Here is a 19,642-nt window from a genome sequence, read left to right as displayed (position 1 = left end):
AGCGCCTGTGGATCAAGTTCATCGGTTGATCAGTGTGCGGCCGACGGCATCGCCTTTGCAAGCAAAGATCAGGTTGACGACGCCTTCGGGAAAGCCGGCCGCGCACATTGCGCCTGCAACAAGCGGCGTCTGTGCGGCAGGTTTCAATATCACAGTGCAGCCCGCCGCCAGAGCCGGTGAGATCTTGCGCACCACCATTGAAGCCGGGAAATTCCATGGCGTGATCGTGCCAACAACGCCGATTGGCTGCTTGACCACCAGCATGCCCCGGTCAGTCGAGGGCGGGAAGATCGTCTCGCAATAGATGCGGTTGGCCTCTTCGGCATACCATTGCAGATATGCCGCCGCATGCGAGACTTCCGACTTGGCTTCGGCAAGCGGCTTGCCCATCTCAGCTGTGAGGATGGCAGCGAGGTCGTCGGCGTGGTCGATGATCAATTGATGCCAGCGCCAGAGCGAGTCCCGGCGATCCCGGGCGGTCAACGCCGCCCATCCAGCCTGCGCCGTATAAGCCTTGTCGATCGCCGTGCGCGTCTCAGCGGCCATGTCGGGTAGCTCTGCCAACACTTCGCCGGTGGATGGATTAAAGATCCTCGAACTTTCGCTCACCCAACAACGTGCCAAGCGTCGGCATGCGGTCGACAGCGCCGAACAGGTCGGGGAGTTTCAGATGGCGCATCAGCGGCTGGCACGCAGGCATCCCGGCTTTCTCTTCAAAACGGCGGTTGGCTGCGTCAGGATGTGTAACCGCACTTCGCATAGGACCTCGAGCGACGGGCCCCTGTCGACCTGCCGACCGCGTTATGGAACAGGAACGACCGTTCCTGGAACGAGAATTCCTGTTCAGCGCATTTCTCGCCCGCACGCCTGGCGGGGGCACCGAGCGTTGAGCCCTGCGACCTAATAACCGCAGCGCAAGGCATGGCATCCACGCATCCGCGGGAAGCGGCAATTTGGCCTAAGCTTTGACGGCGCCCGCGCGCCTGACGACGCGTGCCCGGTGCTCGTGAACCGAGCCCGCTTCTTCTTCGGCAGGCTCAGGCGGTCTCGGCCATCCGGATTCGCCCCCTGGCGCGGGCAGCCTGTCGGCTGCTGACGGTCGCCGGGCAGCCGGCCGGCGTCGATTTTGTGGTGGCCTTCCCCGGAAGATCCCATGGGCGGTGGAGGCAGCGCTCGATCCCGATCTCGCGTGCCTGCCCCCGTGAGTGGGGTGGGCGGCAGAACGCGACTGGCTTGGCCCGCTGAACGAGGCAGGCCGCACCCGAAGGGCCGGAACGGAGTGGAGGATGTGAGCGGAGCGAACATTGCGGCCTGCCGCAGCGGGCCTAGAAAGGAGCGTCGCCCACCCCGCGAGCGGGGGCAGGCACGCGAGATCGGGATCGAGCGCTGCCTCCACCGCCCATGGGATCTCACATGGGGACTTTGTCGTCAAGGCTGTCTTCGCATATCTACCTCAATGCGTTCTGATCCTAGGTCCGAGCCTGTCGTCTTGGCGCGGTGATAACACCGGTCCAAACTCACATACGGTCGCTGCGCTGTGGCAGCTGCACCAACATCCCGCTTTCGTCGGTAAGGCTCAGGGGAACGCGACCAATCTTCCGGACGGCATTTTAGGCCAAGTGGGGTGGGAGGTTCGTTCGCCCAGGATCAGCCGGGAGTGATCAATCCCGGCGGATGGAAAAGAGTACGTTGATCATGCCGGCTTCATGACAGCGCCCTCAATGACAGCACCATGATGAACATACTTCCATAGCGCGATCAGAAGTTTTCTCGCGAGCGCAATAATGCCCGGCTTCCGGCGCCTGCCACCGTCGAGCGCGACCCTCTCCTGGAACCATTGTGCTAAAGCCGATCGAGGTTGATGCAAAAGCCAGAACCACGACAATTGCACCATCACGGTCCTCAGCCTCGGATTGCCCGCTTTCGATACGCCCTGTTCCCGGCTGATCGATCCGCTTTGCCACGGTGTCGGCGTCAGACCGGCATAGGAGGCAAGCTGCCTTCGATTCGCAAATTCGCGATACAGACCCTCGGACCAAAGCACCTCGGCAAAGTCCGCTCCCACGCCGCGCAGTTGCTTGAGCATCGACATTCCATTGGCGACTTTTGATGGGTCGCCTTCATTGCGAGCCACTTCGTCACGTGCTGCTTCCACGTCCTTGATTTGCCGAAGCACGAGCTCGATCCGGTCCAGTGCACGGACAATCTCCGCTTTGAGATTCGACGGTAGTTCACGACCGTCTCCGGTCCTAAGTTCTTCCAGTCGAGTGCGGCGGTCCCGCTTCAGCGGCTCAAATCCAACGATGCCCTGCGAGAACAAGAGCCCCTTGACCCGGTTCACGATCTTGATCCGCTCCGCGATGAGAGCGCGTCGCTCACGGCTGTTGCGCTTTCGGTCCTCTTGCTCGGGCGATGGTGGAACGACCATGGCGCATACCCGCGGCTCGCCGCGCTTGTAGGCAAGCAGGGCGCGAAGGAGGGTCTCGCCATCCAGCTTGTCCGTCTTCGCCCGGCGCTTCCTGCGTGACGTGGCAATGGATGCTGCATCAACCACATGGCTTTCTATACCGTCACGCTCAAGGATCCGATGTATCCAGAAGCCGTCCAGGCCAGCCTCCTGGATTGCGATCACCGGCATGTCACGGCCCGTTCTGCGCCGAACCGTCGCCTTCAACTGGCTGATAAGGTCGAACAATCCGGCCGTATCGCCTGCCTTGACGACGCGCTTTGACATCTTCTCTCCGTTGCACGGCAACAAGCTTGTCACCAACCAGCTCGAGCGACTGAGTTCCAGGGACAGGAAGATAGCGCCGAGTGTCGTATGGACCGCATCGGTTTCAATCTTAGTCACGTTTTCAGCTTTCATGTGTTCTATCCCTCCAAGTTGTTCATGAGCAATACGCCGGCCGAAGCGAGTTGATCGCAGCTGCAGTCATCGCTTCGCGATGTGGTTTTGGTTGTTGCCTGCCCCCGCTCGCGGGGTGGGCGACGCTCCTTTCTAGGCCCGCTGCGGCAGGCCGCAATGTTCGCTCCGCTCACATCCTCCACTCCGTTCCGGCCCTTCGGGTGCGGCCTGCCTCGTTCAGCGGGCCAAGCCAGTCGCGTTCTGCCGCCCACCCCACTCACGGGGGCAGGCACGCGAGATCGGGATCGAGCGCTGCCTCCACCGCCCATGGGATCTTCCGGGGGAGGGCGCAATTGGCGAACGGAGGACCAGACAATGCGTGCAAACAACAAGCATTCCGGCAGCCGCGAGGCTGGCGCGGGCAAGGGCGGGCGCTCAGGCGCCAGCCTCTATCAGGAGATCACAGACCGTATCGTTGCCGAACTGGAGCGCGGCACCGTGCCATGGGTCAAGCCCTGGGGCAGGGCAAAGGCAGCCCTTGGCCTGCCCAGGAATGCAGCCACCCAGCGGCGCTATTCCGGCATCAATATCCTGATCCTGTGGGGCGCCGTCACCGAGCGCTCACAGCGATAGCCGGCGGCAATGGCGACGCCTTTGCCCTCGCCACCGTCTTCGCCCGTTTGCTCGCACTTTGCGACGACGACGTCTTGTCATGGCCGAGACGCTCGAGGCCGGCAGCGCCGTGGTCGAAGCGGTCGGCAACCAATCTGAGCATCGACTGGGCGAACGGTCGATCAATGGGCCGGGGTCCAGCCGCTGTTCGTCCGCGAATAGGTGCCAAGCCGGGCGGCGGCTCTTTCGAGTGCCGCCGCCCCGCTTGCCTGCCGCTGGAATACTGGCTGATGCGAAAACGAGGCGATGACAGCCCGATCACGCTGACCGGCGAAGCCGGCTTGGCTTCGTCGAAGATCCGTTTGGCTCCATATACACCGCGCCTTCGCGCACGCCACGGCTGATGATGGAAGTCGGTTTCGGCGTGTCGCTGCCCTCGCGCCGGCGCTTCCATGGCGAGCCGGTCATTCGCTGATATCGCAAAAGTCCTGAAACACCCTTCCCAGACCAGACGCGCCTGGTTCCCCTTAGCTGGTGCCATTGCGTCGTCATGGGGTCAGCTGGCACACGACTGGATTGGATCGAGGTCATCTGACGCCGGTCCCGCCTCGACTGACCCAGATCAAGGCCATGTCCTCGTCGGCGTGGTTTGATCGACAGTCCTTCAAGGGAAAACGCATGTGCTGACCGACAGCCTGATCGTCGCTCCCAACGTCTTGACAATCCAGACCATACGGCGGGCAAATGACGATTCACCGGCCAGGAACCGACGTGAGAAACCCGCTTGAGGCGATGCGGCGGGCACTGGATCGCAGCGCAATCGATGCGCGACATGCGGCTCGACTCCAGCAACGTCTCACGAAGATAGCCAACGCGCTGGCGGCACGCTGATGGCCGGCTTTGAGGACAGCTTCGACATCATTGTCGTTGGCGCCGGGCCGGTCGGACTTTCCTTCGCCGCATCGCTTGCCCACAGCGAGCTCAAACTGGCGGTTGTCGAAGGGCAGTCCCTGCAAACACTGGCAAGTGCGGCTTTCGACGGTCGCGAGATCGCGCTCACCCACGCCTCGACTGGAATCCTTCGCGAGCTCGGCGCCTGGGATGTTATCCCCGCTTCGGACAAGTCACCGCTTCAAGGCGCACGCGTCCTCAACGGATCGAGTCCTTTTGCGCTGTGTTTCGATTCCCCCGACGGATCCACGGAACCACTGGGCGTTCTGGTTCCGAATTGCCGGATCCGCGATGCCCTTTTCAAGATCATCCGCTTGCAGGGCCATGCCCGGCTGCTGTGCGGCCACTCGGTCGCGCGTGCAACAAACAGCCATCAGGGAGCAGTCGTAACGCTCTCCAATGGCAGGCAGCTGACCGCTCGGCTTCTCGTTGCCGCCGATTCGCGTTTGTCCGCCACCCGCGATCTGCTCGGCATCGGCGCCGATATCAATCGGCTTGGCAGCTCAATGCTGATTTGCCGGGTGTGGCACGAGCGCCCCCACCACCAGATCGCGATCGAATGGTTCGACCACCATCAGACGATAGCGATGTTGCCCCTCGCGCGAGGCATGTCGTCGCTGCTTTTGACTTTGCCCTCAAACGAGGCCGACGGACTGCTTGCCCTCGACGACGAGTTGTTCCTGATGGAGTTGACGAAGCGCTGTCGAGGGCGCCTCGGCAACATGAGCTTGGCAAGCAGCCGCCATATCTATCCGTTGGTCACCACCTGGGCCCACATGTTCCGGGCGCCGAGCGCCGCATTGATAGGCGACGCTGCCATTGGCATGCACCCGGTGACCGCGCATGGCTTCAACATCGGCCTCGGCGGCCAGAGGCAACTCGCCCGTGGTATCCTGGCAGCATGGCGCGACCGTCGCGACATTGCCGATCCCGACATGCTCCACAGATATGAAAGCCGACTGCGCCTGTCGGCGGCGCCGCTCTACCATGCTACGAATATTCTCGTCGGACTCTACTCAAGCGAGCACCCGGCGGCACGGCTTGCAAGACATGTGGGGCTGCGCTTCGGCCAGCATCTTCCCTTTGTCCGTCATGGCATTGCGGCCATGCTGAGGCGGTGAACCGCAGTCATCATAGCATCATCGTCAGCTTGCTGGCGTCGCAACAGGCTGGCGAGTTTGGTTCGATGTGAGAAATTTGTCGGCCGGCGCCACCCAGACGTGGTCCCAGCCACGCCCAATTCCGCCTTCGATGTGTTTACGGCGTGGATGGTTATCATTCAAACAATCAATTTTGCCAATCCTGCGGACCCTATTAGGAGCGTGACCGAAATCAAGTGCCTCGGCCCGCAGGTCTGCCCGGTGCAGGAAGCGGCCCCGCTTCTCAGATTGGTGTGCCCGGGTCCCCGACGCTAGCGACATCTGACGGCATTTGCAGCGCCGGTGATTGCTGCCTTAGCGAGGTGGGAATTTGACCCATAAAATCGATCATGAACTGCTGAATCGAGAAATGGCCGCAGACGATCCATGGCGGCTCGATGGCAACCCGTTCGAGCGGGAGCGCCACACGCAAATTCTCCGGTTGTCACTTGCGCAAGGTCCTGTCGCAAATGGGCTCGAAGTCGGGTGCGCTGCTGGCGCTTTTACGGAACGGCTAGCCCCCATTTGCCAGCGGCTCACTGTGATCGATGTCGTCGAGCCAGCGATTACGCGAGCACGTTTACGCATGAAGGAGCCGCCGCACATCAGGTGGATAATCTCCGATGTTCAACAATTTTCGAGTGCTGAGCTGTTCGACCTGATCGTCGTGGCGGAAGTTCTTTACTACGTAGGAGACCTCGTTCAGATCCGCGCAGCAGTCCGCAACCTGGTAGGCCTGCTTGCGCCAGGCGGGCACCTGGTTTTCGGGTCGGCACGTGACGCCAATTGCCAACGCTGGGGGCACGCTGCTGGTGCAGAGACCACTATCGCCATGCTGAACGAATCGTTGACCGAGATCGAGTGCATCGAGTGCCGGGGCGCGTCGATCAATGAAGACTGCCTGCTGGCCCGCTTCCGAAAGCCGATTTCCGCTTTCTGATGAAACGAATTGTCGAAGTTGATTTGGAGACACTGTGCGCTTCTGTGGTGTCAAGCTGATCCTATATGTGGACGTATAAGAGCGCCCGATTGCGACAAGTTAGCCGGGTCCGGGCGATGGTCACTTCTGCTTAGGTATATCCGGCGTCTTCATGGGGCTCGATGTTCAGGGCCGCGAGCCTCGAGGGGGTTTCGCGGACTTCCACCTCAACGGCCCCCAGACGTCGGCCGAAGCCTTTCCGCTCCACACATCAGGGTCGGAAGCGACGGGGTGACCGTTCCCCCACCTCTGCCATTTTGCGTAAGGCGCATTGCAAGGATGTGCGGTGTAGTATCGCAACCTTGGCAGGGAAATCCGCTGTCGCGTTTCCCGTGCACCCTTCCGGCCTTGCGGTTCTGTCGGCATCGAGCCTCATCACACCATCGAAACGTCCGCCGTTTCATCGCGCTTGGAGGCGGGGCATTCCTGCCCCTCCCAAGACCCCGCCCAGACCAACGTGATTGCCGTTGGATCGCAGCCAAGGCGTATGCCGCCTTGGCCCCGCATCATGATTTCGCACATGAAGACGAACCAAAGGGCCTTCGAGCCCCTTGGAGCCCTGACCAAGCCTGCGCGGATTAGATGCCGCCGGCGTCTTGCCACCGGTACACGCATAAGCGGATCTCTCCCTCCCTCTCATCGAGGTCTGCGCACACCACAAGGCTTTGGCTACTTTTCGAAGATGGGATTCCCGGGGCCTGGCGAACCTGGAAATTGCCAGCCCATATGCGTGACTGTGTTCATGACGGCGCATGTCAGTTCGGTGACATGTTGCTGAACCTGTTTCAGTAGAAGAGCCAATGCTCTCGATGATCGCAACACGGCGCAAAGCCGATAGGCGCTCTGGCGCGAGCGTGCCAAGGCCCGCCAAGCCCCTTTGAAAATACCCAAAAAATCAAGAAACGGCTTTACCCAATAAATGACCGATAAATACCCAGATGGAGCGAAGTCCTTATTTTGCATGGCCCCCTATGCGGGACGGGCTCTATGACTGCCGCCACCGAACCTCAAAGGTGTTTCGGCCCAGGTGGGTGACGATCCCTAGCCGGGAAAGCGGCACTCCTCGTCGGGGGCCGTCGGTCCCGTGTCCCGCCTTCGGCGGCGCTATGCTGACACTCCTACCGGCTGCCCTTTTAACCGATCTCGTCGTTGCAGCCAGTCCCGCGTCCCGGCCCTTCGGCCGGCGCAAGTGCTGACGCTCCTTAGGCTGCCTCTTCTGTGTGCGGCGATCTTTGATCCCTCGCACGGAATGAAAACTTAGGCGCCAGCTCCTTCGCGCATTTCAGGCCTCAGGTGCTCAAGCTGGGTGTTCCAGTCGGCCAAAACCTCAAACAATTCGTTCGAAGTAGCGCCATCCGGGTGCGCCCTCCTTCCCGCTCTCCAGGTGCTTTCACCGACAGTCCGGTTGACAGGCAACACTCGAGAGCGTTGACCAGACGATTCCTGTTGGCGAGTGCGACCATCGCACCATTGGCATGCCGTCTTGCCGCAACTTGTCGAGCCAGAGCTTCGCGGAACCTGTTTGCCGCCGGCGATCCAGAGCTGCGCGATCGTACGTCAACGCTCGCCGCGTTTGCTGACGCCTATCGGGCCCATCCTCCACTTGATCGCTGCTTCGGCACGAGGCGCAGCCACGCCGCTGGCGGCCGCTCTTGAGGCAGGTTGTGTCACCAACAGCTGCCATCGGTGCGTCGCCGCTATCGGGGCCAATCGAGCACGACCAGAAGGTTCAGATCAAGGCCTTTGAAACGCATGGTTTTAGCATCCATAGCGTGGATGCTCTCGATCTAAACAATCAATTTTACCAATCTGGGCGGGTCGTTCATAGACCCCCACATGACATGCACCGTCGCTGCTCTACCGCGTGAGGTGCACAAAAGAACCCAAAAAGAGGAAGTCTTCGCATGCGCAATGACGTGCAGTGGAGGTTGTGCTGGGAAAATGAGTTGCAGCTTTCCGATCACCTCGAACTCTCTGAGTTCTTCCGGAAGACCTATGAGCCGACCGGAGCCTTCAATGGAATGCAATTCGAAGGCGGTCGAAGTTGGGCCGGTGCAAGGCCAGAGGTCCGCGCAATCGGCTATGATGTGCACGGGGTAGCCGCTCACTTGGGCCTGCTGCGCCGATACATCAAAGTTGGCGACGTTGATCTGCTGGTCGCTGAACTCGGTCTATACGGGGTGCGTCCGGATCTTGAGGGGCTGGGAATCGCCCATTCGATTAGCGTCATGTACCCAGTGCTGCAGCAGCTTAGCGTTCCATTCGCTTTCGGCACGGTTCGGCAAGCGCTCCGGAACCATGTTGGGAGGTTCTGCCGCAAAGGCTTGGCGAACATTCTGACGGGCGTTCGCGTGCGTTCAACCCTCCCGGACGTGTACCCCGATCTGCCTTCCACGACGCGAGTCGACGACGACGTACTCCTCATGGTGCTCCCAATTGGACGCTCGATGAGCGAGTGGCCGGCCGGCACTTTGATCGATCGGAACGGTCCAGAGCTATGACCTCGGATTTGTTATCCGCTCGCTTCCTCAAATTCACAGAAAAATCTGAGATCTCATGAACCTCTTTGCCCCAGCCAGTATTGTTGCAGTCTGCTCTTATGCGCTGCTGTCGACCGTCTATAAGACCGCGCAGGTGTTTTATACCCTGCCTACAAACGTACCGCCGACCTCGGGCGAACCCGCCGGCTGTGAGCCTTGGCCGAGCGTCGATGTCATTATCCCGTGCTACAACGAGGCTCCTCGCACCCTCTCGGACTGCCTGGCTTCCATTGCAAGTCAGGACTACGCCGGAAAACTGCAGGTCTATGTTGTTGATGACGGTTCTGGAAACCACGATGCCCTCGTAGGTATACACGAGGAATACGCGCGCGACCCGAGGTTCAACTTCATTGCGCTCCCAAAGAATGTCGGAAAGCGCAAGGCACAGATTGCGGCGGTTCGCCGCTCGTGCGGAGATTTGGTGCTCAATGTAGATTCGGACACGATACTCGCGCCGGACGTCGTCACGAGGCTTGCGCTAAAGATGCAAGATCAAGCGATTGGCGCCGCCATGGGCCAGTTGGCGGCTAGCAATCGCAGTGAAACTTGGCTGACGCGGTTGATTGACATGGAATACTGGCTCGCCTGCAACGAAGAGCGGGCAGCGCAGGCTCGGTTCGGTGCCGTCATGTGTTGCTGCGGTCCGTGTGCCATGTACCGGCGATCCGCGCTTGTTTCGCTCCTGGATCAATACGAGACGCAGCGCTTTCGAGGGAAGCCGAGCGACTTCGGTGAGGACCGCCACCTTACGATCCTGATGCTGAAAGCAGGCTTTCGAACAGAGTATGTCCCGGAGGCCGTCGCGGCAACAGTCGTTCCCAGCAGCATGGGTCCCTATCTGCGCCAACAGCTTCGCTGGGCCCGGAGCACGTTCCGGGACACGTTGCTGGCGCTCCAACTGCTGCGCGGCCTTAATATTTATCTCACATTGGACGTGATTGGGCAGAATCTTGGCCCATTATTGCTCTCTTTGTCGCTCCTGGCTGGGCTCGCGCAATTCATAACGACAGGTACTGTGCCCTGGACGGCATGCCTGACGATCGCGGTCATGACTATAGTTCGCTGCAGCGTGGCAGCGTTTCGTGCGCGCCAACTTCGATTTCTCGGATTCTCGCTCCACACACTCATCAACATCTTTCTCTTGCTCCCATTGAAAGCATACGCGCTGTGTACATTGAGCAATAGCGATTGGTTGTCGCGAAGCTCGGCCGCCACTGTGACAGACATCGGCGGCGCCCTTCCAAAGCCCGCCTTGGTGGCATCTGACGCAGCTTACAGCGAACAGCAATAGTCACGTGATCGCAGGTGGAAGAGTTTTGAGCCAGGACCAGGAAGATCAAATGTTGAGTCGGAAGTTGGACCCAGAGGATTTGCGGCGGATCGAGACTGGTCCGATCGAACGGGAGTTTCACGGGCAGACAAGCGCGAAAAGCTCCGTGCCTGACTCTCTGTCGACCGTGGCAGTCGATTTTGCCGGCGTAACCAAGTCGTATGGGAACAAGGTCGTTGTCGACGAACTGTCGTTCTCCGTTGCGTCGGGAGAGTGTTTCGGCCTCCTCGGACCAAACGGGGCGGGCAAAAGCACGATTGCGCGTATGCTCCTCGGCATGACATGCCCTGACGCGGGCGCGATCACGGTGCTCGGCGTGCCAGTGCCGGCGCGCGCTCGGCTGGCACGCAGGGGCATTGGCGTGGTCCCGCAATTCGACAATCTTGACCAGGAATTCACCGTACGCGAGAACTTGCTGGTGTTCGGACGCTACTTCGGCATGAGCACACGCGAGAGCGAAGCGGTCATCCCGTCGCTTCTCGAGTTCGCTCGCCTCGAGCGCAAGGCGGATGCGCGCGTCTCGGAACTGTCCGGCGGCATGAAGCGATGCCTGACGATGGCGCGGGCGTTGATCAACGACCCCCAGCTCATTGTGATGGACGAGCCGACCACCGGCCTCGATCCGCACGCGCGCCACCTGATCTGGGAGCGGCTGCGCGCCCTGTTGGCACGCGGCAAGACGATTATCCTGACGACGCATTTCATGGAAGAGGCTGAGCGATTATGCGATCGGCTGTGCGTGCTCGAAAGGGGGCGCAATATCGCCGAAGGCCGCCCGCAGGCGCTGATCGACGAGCATATCGGATGCCAGGTCATGGAGATTTACGGCGGCGATCCGCACGAGTTGCTTTCGCTGGTCAAGCCACATTCCCAGCGCATCGAGGTGAGCGGCGAAACCCTTTATTGCTACGCGCCCGACCCTGAGCAGGTGCGCACGCAACTGCAGGGGCGAGCAGGTCTGCGCCTTCTTTTGCGTCCAGCCAATCTCGAGGATGTTTTCTTGCGGCTGACCGGGCGCGAGATAGAGGAGTGAACGATGATTGAAGATTTTGCGGCGGCGCTGCCGTCCAATGCGTGGAACTGGGTTGCGGTGTGGCGCCGGAACTATCTGGCATGGAAGAAAGTCTCACTCGTGACGATTCTCGGTAACCTTGCCGATCCTATAATCTACCTTTTCGGACTCGGCACCGGCCTCGGCATAATGGTCGGCCGCGTCGACGGTGCGTCATATATCGCCTTTTTGGCGGCCGGCATGGTCGCGGTAAGTGCGATGACCGCCTCTACCCTCGAAACATTGTACGCGGCTTTCGCTCGCATGCACTCTCAGCGCACTTGGGAAGCAATGCTGTACACGCACGTTACCCTCGGCGACATCGTTCTGGGTGAACTGGCGTGGGCAGCCACCAAGGCCTTCTTGGCCGGTACGGCAATCACCATTGTCACCGCAACGTTGGGTTATGCAGCCTGGCCGTCCGTCCTCTATGCGCTGCCAATCATTGCTCTCACTGGGTGCGTGTTTGCGAGCCTTGCGATGGTCGTCACCGCGCTTTCGCCCAGCTACGATTACTTCGTGTTTTACCAGACGCTTGTCCTCACACCTATGCTCTTCCTGTCCGGTGCCGTTTTCCCATTGAATCAGCTGCCTGACGCCTTTCAGAAGATAGCGCGATGCATGCCGCTGTCACATTCAATCGACCTCATTCGTCCGGTTATGCTTGATCGCCCGATCGTCGGCATCGCCCTGCACATCGGGGTGCTCGGCCTGTACGCGCTGTTGCCATTCTTCCTCTCGATGGCGCTGTTGCGCCGCCGACTGATGCGCTGACGCGAAGAGAAGGAGATAAACGATGCGCTATGGACTTCGTGCTGCCAATAAAAACGACATCGCCAACAGAAATCGGCATGCCACGGAGGGTCTTCGGTGGCATCCACTCAATCTATCAACGTTATGGGCCGCCCGGCACCTCGATCACAGGATGTCATGTTGATCCCGGCCGAAGAGAATTTCTTTGAGCCCGATCATGTTTGACTGGCGTTCGTGGCGCGAACGACAACGCGGCCTGTGTTTCTGATCAGACGGCCAATTTAATATTCCTGTACGACAAATGGAGAGCGAGATGCTGTGTCTAGGATTGAACGGCGGATTGGACAAAGTCTATGAAAACAGATTTCAGATTTCAAACACATTCATGCACGATGGCGCTGCGGTGCTCGTCCGGGACGGACAGGTCATTGCGGCGGTAGAAGAGGAGCGCCTCAATCGGATCAAACATTCCAACAAGCTCCCAATTAGTGCGGCTCAATACTGTCTTTCAGCCGCTGGGGTTCAGCTCAGCGAAATCGATCGTGTGGCGTTCTACGCTACCGAAGCCTATAGCAACGCCATGCTCGAAAACATGCTAGCTTCCCAGCCGGACGCCTCCATTCCGTTGGACGCTAAACTGTTGATGCAGAGGCTGTTGGCGCAGGAGTTCGGTACCGAGCTCGACGCTTCGCGTATCTCATTTGTAAGTCATCATCAGGCGCACGCCGTGAGTGCTTTTGCAATGTCGGGCTTCGAGCAAAGTCTGATTTTCGCGATTGATGGCTCTGGTGATTTCCTGTCGGGCCTTGTGGCGGTAGGATCTGGTACTGAAATTACGCAACTTGCGACTTTCCCGGAGAACAATTCTCTCGGGCAATTTTATCTCGAGACGATCCGGTATCTCGGCTACGGCTTGTTCGATGAATACAAGGTAATGGGGCTTGCCCCCTACGGCGATCCCGTTCCCTATCGCGAGCTTTTCGAGAAATTCTATGAACTCTCTGCAAACGGCGAGTATCGCGTCCACCTGGACCGTATCGGTCCGACTTTGCTCCGCAGCATTCAGGTTCGGCAAAAGGGAATGCCATTCACTCAGCAGCATATGGATGTGAGTGCGTCGTTACAGGAAGCGCTCGAACGCATCGTGTTTCACATTCTTCGCCATTATCGTGAGGCCACCGGGATGACGCGGTTGTGCCTGGCCGGCGGAGTTGCGCACAATTGCTCCATGAACGGCAAGCTGCTCTATTCAGGACTTTTCGAAGACATCTTCGTGCAGCCCGCATCGCATGACGCTGGATGCGCATTAGGCGCCGCGCTAATCGTGTCTAATGAGTTGGGCCGCCCAGCGCCGCGTAGGCGATTGCAGGAGGTCTATTGGGGGCCGGAACTCGCGAGCGATCACGCTGTCGAAGAGGAACTAAAGGCATGGGCGGGGCACCTGGAGTTTGAACGCACTGAGGAGGTGGCGGATAGGGCAGCCGAGTGGATGGTCGGTGGCGCCGTGATCGGCTGGGTGCAAGGTCGTTCGGAGTTCGGGCCGCGAGCGCTCGGAAATCGCAGCATTCTTGCCGACCCCAGGCCCGCTTCAAACAAGGACCGGATCAACGCTATGGTCAAGAAGCGGGAAGGATATCGCCCGTTCGCCCCATCAGTTTTGGAGGAGGATGCGCGCGAATTTTTCGACCTCCCGGGCAGTGCGTGCGAATTTCCCTTCATGAATTTCGTAGTTCGTGTGCGTGATTCCAAGCGTGATTTGCTCGGCGCCATCACGCATGTCGACGGTACGGCTCGGCTGCAAACAGTATCGCGCAAGGCCAGTCCGGCCTACTGGGACGTCATCAATGCCTTCAAGCAGCGGACAGGCATCCCAATTCTGCTCAATACGTCCTTTAACAACAATGCCGAGCCGATCGTGGATTCAGTTGCAGACTCGATTGCCACGTTCCTGACGACAGAGCTGGATGGACTTGTGGTCGGGCCGTACCTCGTCAAAAAACGGGCCGCAACGCTGCAGGATTGGACTGCGCTCGCTGTTTCATTGCCGCCCTATGTATCCCTGCATAAAGTCCGCGCATACACGGCGCAGGATCGCCACGAGACCGTCTGCGAAATCCGAACGGATCACCGTGACTGTGCGCGTATTTCACATGACCTGTTCGATCTGCTGACGCGGATCGAAGGCGAAGCCGTGCTCGCGGATCTCCTCGACACAATTACGCTGGATCAGGGCCAGCGCGAGGCTCTCGCAGGAGAGCTGCGAGGATTGTGGGAGCAGCGCCACGTTCGGATGCATCCCTCGCAAGCTGCTCGCGTCCACCAAAACTGATGCCAAAGTCTGGACGACCGATAACAGCTGCCCAAACACCGGTCTGCACCTTCATATGATGGTCTCCAATCCAATTGACCGAGGCAAGGGTCCTGATGATTGCGTCTGCCGCGAGCATGCATGTTCGCTCCAGCTAACGCTTATTGCAGACGCGGATCAGCAATGGATTTGCTTACCGGTGGCTCAAGACAGCACGAGTTCGTCGTTTCTCGACGGCGTACCGGGTCGGTGACCGCCCCTGCGACATCAGCTTGGTGTTGCGCATAGCGGATGGGACGAGCGTTGGTGGATAGATTGGCGTGGGTTGACCCCGGTGGCGAGCGGGCTGGGCCGCTTGCGGGAAAGGCGGCGGCCCTTCGGCGCGCCAAGCCGCCATGTTCGTCGTTGAGCTGCTTTTGGCAAAATGCGTCGGTGGGGCGACGATCTTGTCTTTATGCGGCTTGATGCTTCGGCCTCCATTCATCCGGCCCTGTTGTTGGCATCCTTGATTTACGGCAATACGACGCCGGTGCAGATTTCGACGACGCCATCTTCAGGAAACCGAGGGTCTGTTGGTCAAGGTCACGCAGGGGTTAGCGTTGGCGATGCCCGACATCTGCTCTCGGGCAATCGCCTGATCGGAATGGGCCGCTAATTCCCCAAAACGGGGCGGCCCGGGTCACTTGTCTGACTATGGCGAACGGATGCGTGGGAACCCGCGGTGGCGGGATCACCTGCCGAACACGCTGAAGGTAGATTTCCGGTATGGCGTCCTGGCGGCCTCAGATTCCCCAGCCTCGGTTTGGAAGCGCACGATGAACGCGGCGATGGCGCAGCGGCCGGCACGGCTAGCCTATGACGATCCGTGCGGTTCGCGCCGGCTGCGCCAGGCGCTTCAGGGCTACTCTGGCGCGCCCGTACTGTGCGCTGCGACCCTGAGCAGATCGTCATCGTCAATGGTTCGCAGCAGGGGCTCGATCTCTGCGCGCGCCTGCTGCTCGCCCCAGGGGACCGCTTCGTCATCGAGGACCCCTGCTACAGGATGGCGCGCCAGGTCTTTGCCAGTACAGGGGCCACGCCCGTTCCCGTCGAGGTTGACGAGCACGGCATGCAGACGGAGCAACTGGCGGGGGTCGCGGCCCGGCTGGCCTATGCGACGCCGTCGCATCAGTTTCCGCTCGGCGGCATCATGCCGGTCGCGCGGCGGCATCAGCTCCTGGAATGGGCGCGCGACCAGGGCGCCTACGTCATCGAGGACGACTACGACAGCGAATATCGCTACGATATCAGCCCCGTTCCCCCGCTGCACAGCCTAGAGGATCATGGGGCCGTCATCTACCTCGGCACCATCTCCAAGACGCTCTCGCCGATGCTGCGCATCGGCTATCTCGTCATCCCGGCGGAATTGCAGCAGGTTTTCGAAACCGCCAAGCAGTTTGCCGACCAGCATTCTCCGGTGGCGGAGCAGGCGTCATTGGCCTCTCTGTTCGAGAGCGGCGGCTATGAAAGGCATGTGCGCCGCGTGCGCCGCCTTAACGGCGAGCGCCGGGAGGTATTTCCAACCTGAAGCGGATTTTCCGAGATCGGATCGCCGTCCAAGGGGCCGACGCTGGACTGCACGTCGTCATATGGTTCAACGACCTGCCGCGATTGCGTGAAACAGCGTTGGTCGAAGCCGCCCGACATGCCGGTCTGGGGCTGCCCCCGATTTCGCCGCTTTATCATCGGCAGCCGGGAGCAGGCGAAGCCGACCGCGCCGGGCTTGTCATGGGCTATTCCGCCTTGAGCATCCGGCAGATCGAAAAAGGCGTCGAGATGCTGCGCGACGTCGTCGCTCAACACTGAGACGTCGACGGTTCCGCACGCGGGGTTAGAACATTCGCGACCGCTCATCGTAAACAGGTCATGGTTGAAAGCAGTTGGGCGACGGCCGCGCTCATGGCCGGCTGAATTAGCTGATCCGGCTTGCCGCCACCGTGCCGTTGCGCTCGGTCAGCAGTGCGTGGAGCCGACGAGGAGCTTCACATCAAGGGCCATTGTCTCATCTATCCGCAACATGGATGCTTGTCATCGAAACATTCGATTTTGACTATCGGACAGGACATTGCATAGGAAGAATTCAAGGATGCAGGCTAGGGAGATTGTCGATGTATGCGGTTGGCTCCGAGGAGCATTTTTCTGGTGTGTGCATTCTGGTCTGCGCCGAACATTGAGCGAGCCGATCCCCTTTTCGACCAGGTACGTCGGTGATCGCGCAAGCTGCATCGCGTCGGCTTCGCCACAAGCCCCCAACTAGCGTAGGCGCCTACCCCAAGGATCAACAAGTCGAGGTTTCCCATGCGCTCCCAAGGACGGTGGAGGTTGTGCCGGGAGAACCAGTCGCAAGTATCCGATCATATCGGACTCTCCGAGTTCTTCCGAAAACCCTATCGGGGGGACTGACCCTGCAATGAAAAGCTATGCGCTGGTAATTTGAGACGTTCTGCAGAGACGGCCCGGCCACGATGTATCGATGTTCGCGTGCGGTCCCACTCAGAAGTGCTGGATCTCGACATGCCGCCTCGCGTGGAGGACGTGCTCCTCGTGATTATGCCCGATTGCGCGGCCGATGAGCGAATGGCCGACCGATGCAACAATTGACCGGAAGGATCCGGAGCTATGAGACATCTTGATGACGGATGGGAGGTGCAGAGTGAATGCGCTGATGGAACCGGCCGTCGGAGCGTTTATCTGACGTTTGACGACGGTCCCGATCCATTCTTCACACCACAGATACTCGATGTGCTGGCGCAAAATCGGGTGCCAGCGACTTTCTTCGTGATTGGTGCCTACGCCGCAGAGCACCCGGACCTCATCCAGCGAATGATCGCAGAAGGGCATGAGGTGGGCAACCACACGATGTCTCATCCGGATCTGTCCAAATGCGGCTTGGGCGACGTCCAACGTGAGGTATTTGAGGCGAACCGTGCCATCATGGTAGCATGCCCCCAGGCCTCGATCCGCTACATTCGCGCGCCATACGGCGCCTGGAGCGAAGAAGTGTTCACTGCGTCAGAGATCGCCGGGCTGGCGGCCCTTCATTGGTCGATAGACCCAAAAGATTGGTCGCGGCCCGGCACCGATGCGATCGTCGATGCTGTGCTCGCCTCGGTCCGGCCCGGCGCAATCGTGCTCTTGCACGACGGTTGTCCTCCCGACGAGTCGAGACGGAGCACTCAAGCCGGTCTGCGCAACCAGACCGTTATGGCGCTATCCAATCTGATTCCGGCATTAGATGCCTGCGGATATGAAATTCGCCCGCTTCCAGAACATCACTGAAATGCGAGATCCTATGGACCTGCTTTCCCAGCCAGTGCCTTGGGTCTCGCTTATGAAGGCTTACAGGCTTCGCCGACATCGGACGAACTGTCGGCTCCGACCCGTTGACTAAGCGTAGACGTTTGTTGTCACCTGCTACAATGAGGACCCGCGCAGCCTCTCGGCATTGCCTGGCGTCGCCGGAACCTCTTCGACGATTCTTTCAATATGGTCTCCGGGATCGCGGGCTGCGTCCACAAGGTTTGGCAAACTAGTCGCTATTGCCGGGATATGCCCGACCCCTCGGCTGCGAAGGACCAGGGGTTCTCCGACTCGCAAACCCCGCTGTGGATCTGCTCCTCGATCGTCTTCGATGATCGGGTGCGATGCCATCTTTCACAAACTGGACCACGTCGATAGCTTCTGACTGGCTGTTTCCTGCAGGCCAGAGTGCCGGTATCTGACTGGTAACGCAAGGAGCTTCGCCATGTACATCCCTCCCGCTTTCCGCGACGACGACAAGGAGTCCCTGCGCGCGACCATCCGCGCGGCGGTGCTGGCGAACTTCGTTACAGTCACGGCGGAAGGGCCGCTCGCAACGCCACTGCCCCTCTTCCTTGATGAGAGCGAGGGCGAGCACGGCGTGATCTACGGGCACCTAGCGAAGGCCAATCCCCAGTGCCATGTTCCGCCGCTGGGCGACGGCTTGGCCATCTTCATGGGGCCGGACGCTTATGTGACGCCGGCATGGTATGCGACCAAGCGGGAAACCGGGAAGGTCGTCCCGACCTGGAATTACATCGCCGTCCACGCCTATGGTCCGGTCGAGTTCTTCGAGCATGCGGGAAGACTGCTGGACGTCGTGAATCGTCTGACCGACCACCACGAGGGCGAGCGCGCCTCGCCTTGGGCGGTGTCGGACGCACCGCCGGATTTTGTACAGGCGCAACTCCGCGGAATCGTCGGCCTGCGCATGCCGATCACGAGGCTGGAGGGCAAGCGCAAACTGAGTCAGAACCGGAACGCGGCCGACCGCGATGGCGTGGCCGCGGGCCTTGCGGCGAGCGAGCGGGCATCTGACCGCGAGCTCGCCGCTCTCATCCCAAAATAATCATGAACTTTGTCGGAATCGACCATGATGCCAGAACTGGCCCCATTCGCCCTGTACCTCGCCGCGGCCTCCGTGCTCGCCATCACGCCCGGTCCGGGCATCTTCTATGTTGCCGCGCGCACGCTCGCCGGCGGTCGTCCGGAGGGTATCGCTTCCAGCTTCGGCACGGGGTTGGGGGGCATGATCCACGTCCTCGCAGCAAGCCTAGGTGTTTCCGCGATCGTGCTCGAGAGCTCGGAACTGTTCTCCGCATTGAAGCTGTTCGGCGCGGTCTACCTCGTCTGGCTAGGCTTTCGCACCTTTCAAGCCGCGCGCCGAGCGACTGGCGATGATGGCGCCCCGGTGCGTTCAGTCGGACCCCGGCGGGCGTTTCGTGAAGGGGTGCTGGTCGAGGCTCTCAACCCGAAGACGGCAGCCTTTTTTCTAGCCTTCCTTCCGCAGTTCGTGAACCCGAGCGCAGGGCACGTAGCTCTGCAATTCGTGGTGCTTGGCTCCGTGTCGATTGCGCTCAACACGCTCGCCGACATCGTGGTTGCCTTCGTGGCCAGCGGCATTCAAGACGGCGCGACAGCGCGTCCCAGGTTGATCCGCCGCCTGAGGGAGGCGTCGGGCGGCGCGATGATTGCGCTGGGCGTCGGCCTCGCTCTGGCGAAGCACCCTGCTGCCTGAATTTTGCATCCGATCTGGTTGGGCATCTCTCCGGGTCGGCGGGTTAGCTTGAAGCAG

General features: G+C 60.2%; 12 protein-coding genes and 3 pseudogenes. 13 read left to right on the top strand and 2 right to left on the bottom strand.

Going from position 1 to position 19,642, the window contains the following annotated elements:
• Window positions 1-30: 30 nt before the first annotated feature.
• Window positions 31-700: pseudogene (locus tag AC0L2M_RS19265) on the bottom strand (aldehyde dehydrogenase family protein); the annotation flags it as partial.
• Window positions 701-1,693: 993 nt separating this feature from the next.
• Window positions 1,694-2,866 carry an IS110 family RNA-guided transposase gene (locus AC0L2M_RS19260; RefSeq protein WP_473535608.1) on the bottom strand — a complete coding sequence of 391 codons (1,173 nt, stop codon included), beginning with the start codon at window positions 2,864-2,866 and terminating at the stop codon, window positions 1,694-1,696.
• A gap of 354 nt (window positions 2,867-3,220) precedes the next feature.
• On the opposite strand from AC0L2M_RS19260, the pseudogene AC0L2M_RS19255 reads away from it, so the two are divergent.
• From AC0L2M_RS19255 to AC0L2M_RS19195, 13 genes and pseudogenes are all read left to right on the top strand, one after another.
• A pseudogene (locus tag AC0L2M_RS19255) lies at window positions 3,221-3,469 on the top strand (ArdC-like ssDNA-binding domain-containing protein); the annotation flags it as partial.
• Between the two features lie 878 nt (window positions 3,470-4,347).
• Window positions 4,348-5,529, top strand: coding sequence for a 5-demethoxyubiquinol-8 5-hydroxylase UbiM (ubiM, locus tag AC0L2M_RS19250; RefSeq protein WP_473535607.1), 1,182 nt, complete (start codon window positions 4,348-4,350; stop codon window positions 5,527-5,529).
• Window positions 5,530-5,878: 349 nt separating this feature from the next.
• Window positions 5,879-6,487, top strand: a complete 609-nt coding sequence (gene nodS, locus AC0L2M_RS19245; RefSeq protein WP_473535606.1) for a nodulation methyltransferase NodS — start codon at window positions 5,879-5,881, stop codon at window positions 6,485-6,487.
• A gap of 1,943 nt (window positions 6,488-8,430) precedes the next feature.
• Window positions 8,431-9,027: a NodA family N-acyltransferase gene (locus tag AC0L2M_RS19240; RefSeq protein WP_065010659.1), complete on the top strand. Its 597-nt coding sequence runs from the start codon at window positions 8,431-8,433 to the stop codon at window positions 9,025-9,027.
• A gap of 55 nt (window positions 9,028-9,082) precedes the next feature.
• Window positions 9,083-10,357: a chitooligosaccharide synthase NodC gene (gene nodC / locus AC0L2M_RS19235; protein ID WP_065010658.1), complete on the top strand. Its 1,275-nt coding sequence runs from the start codon at window positions 9,083-9,085 to the stop codon at window positions 10,355-10,357.
• Between the two features lie 49 nt (window positions 10,358-10,406).
• Window positions 10,407-11,429, top strand: coding sequence for a nodulation factor ABC transporter ATP-binding protein NodI (gene nodI, locus AC0L2M_RS19230; RefSeq protein WP_082982602.1), 1,023 nt, complete (start codon window positions 10,407-10,409; stop codon window positions 11,427-11,429).
• A gap of 3 nt (window positions 11,430-11,432) precedes the next feature.
• The gene (locus AC0L2M_RS19225; protein WP_065010657.1) at window positions 11,433-12,221 is read left to right on the top strand and encodes an ABC transporter permease; all 789 of its coding nucleotides are present in this window, start codon (window positions 11,433-11,435) and stop codon (window positions 12,219-12,221) included.
• 292 nt (window positions 12,222-12,513) lie between these two features.
• The gene (locus AC0L2M_RS19220; RefSeq protein ID WP_473535674.1) at window positions 12,514-14,529 is read left to right on the top strand and encodes a carbamoyltransferase family protein; all 2,016 of its coding nucleotides are present in this window, start codon (window positions 12,514-12,516) and stop codon (window positions 14,527-14,529) included.
• Window positions 14,530-15,164: 635 nt separating this feature from the next.
• Window positions 15,165-16,353, top strand: a pseudogene (gene pdxR, locus AC0L2M_RS19215) (MocR-like pyridoxine biosynthesis transcription factor PdxR); the annotation flags it as partial.
• A gap of 492 nt (window positions 16,354-16,845) precedes the next feature.
• The gene (locus AC0L2M_RS19210; protein ID WP_473535605.1) at window positions 16,846-16,950 is read left to right on the top strand and encodes a hypothetical protein; all 105 of its coding nucleotides are present in this window, start codon (window positions 16,846-16,848) and stop codon (window positions 16,948-16,950) included.
• 216 nt (window positions 16,951-17,166) lie between these two features.
• The gene (gene nodB / locus AC0L2M_RS19205) at window positions 17,167-17,826 is read left to right on the top strand and encodes a chitooligosaccharide deacetylase NodB (RefSeq protein ID WP_473535604.1); all 660 of its coding nucleotides are present in this window, start codon (window positions 17,167-17,169) and stop codon (window positions 17,824-17,826) included.
• Window positions 17,827-18,292: 466 nt separating this feature from the next.
• The gene (locus tag AC0L2M_RS19200) at window positions 18,293-18,916 is read left to right on the top strand and encodes an FMN-binding negative transcriptional regulator (RefSeq protein WP_065010655.1); all 624 of its coding nucleotides are present in this window, start codon (window positions 18,293-18,295) and stop codon (window positions 18,914-18,916) included.
• A gap of 27 nt (window positions 18,917-18,943) precedes the next feature.
• The gene (locus AC0L2M_RS19195; RefSeq protein WP_473512043.1) at window positions 18,944-19,585 is read left to right on the top strand and encodes a LysE family translocator; all 642 of its coding nucleotides are present in this window, start codon (window positions 18,944-18,946) and stop codon (window positions 19,583-19,585) included.
• Window positions 19,586-19,642 lie beyond the last annotated feature (57 nt).

Source organism: Mesorhizobium sp. WSM4806 (assembly GCF_055811635.1).
This window is presented reverse-complemented; position numbering and strand designations above follow the sequence as displayed.

What these genes read in the sequence shown, in the direction of transcription:
- AC0L2M_RS19260 (WP_473535608.1), bottom strand. Translation starts at nt 2,866, where the DNA reads ATGAAAGCTGAAAACGTGACTAAGATTGAAACCGATGCGGTCCATACG.
- ubiM (WP_473535607.1), top strand. Translation starts at nt 4,348, where the DNA reads ATGGCCGGCTTTGAGGACAGCTTCGACATCATTGTCGTTGGCGCCGGG.
- AC0L2M_RS19240 (WP_065010659.1), top strand. Translation starts at nt 8,431, where the DNA reads ATGCGCAATGACGTGCAGTGGAGGTTGTGCTGGGAAAATGAGTTGCAG.
- nodC (WP_065010658.1), top strand. Translation starts at nt 9,083, where the DNA reads ATGAACCTCTTTGCCCCAGCCAGTATTGTTGCAGTCTGCTCTTATGCG.
- nodI (WP_082982602.1), top strand. Translation starts at nt 10,407, where the DNA reads ATGTTGAGTCGGAAGTTGGACCCAGAGGATTTGCGGCGGATCGAGACT.
- AC0L2M_RS19225 (WP_065010657.1), top strand. Translation starts at nt 11,433, where the DNA reads ATGATTGAAGATTTTGCGGCGGCGCTGCCGTCCAATGCGTGGAACTGG.
- AC0L2M_RS19220 (WP_473535674.1), top strand. Translation starts at nt 12,514, where the DNA reads ATGCTGTGTCTAGGATTGAACGGCGGATTGGACAAAGTCTATGAAAAC.
- AC0L2M_RS19210 (WP_473535605.1), top strand. Translation starts at nt 16,846, where the DNA reads ATGCGCTCCCAAGGACGGTGGAGGTTGTGCCGGGAGAACCAGTCGCAA.
- nodB (WP_473535604.1), top strand. Translation starts at nt 17,167, where the DNA reads ATGAGACATCTTGATGACGGATGGGAGGTGCAGAGTGAATGCGCTGAT.
- AC0L2M_RS19200 (WP_065010655.1), top strand. Translation starts at nt 18,293, where the DNA reads ATGTACATCCCTCCCGCTTTCCGCGACGACGACAAGGAGTCCCTGCGC.
- AC0L2M_RS19195 (WP_473512043.1), top strand. Translation starts at nt 18,944, where the DNA reads ATGCCAGAACTGGCCCCATTCGCCCTGTACCTCGCCGCGGCCTCCGTG.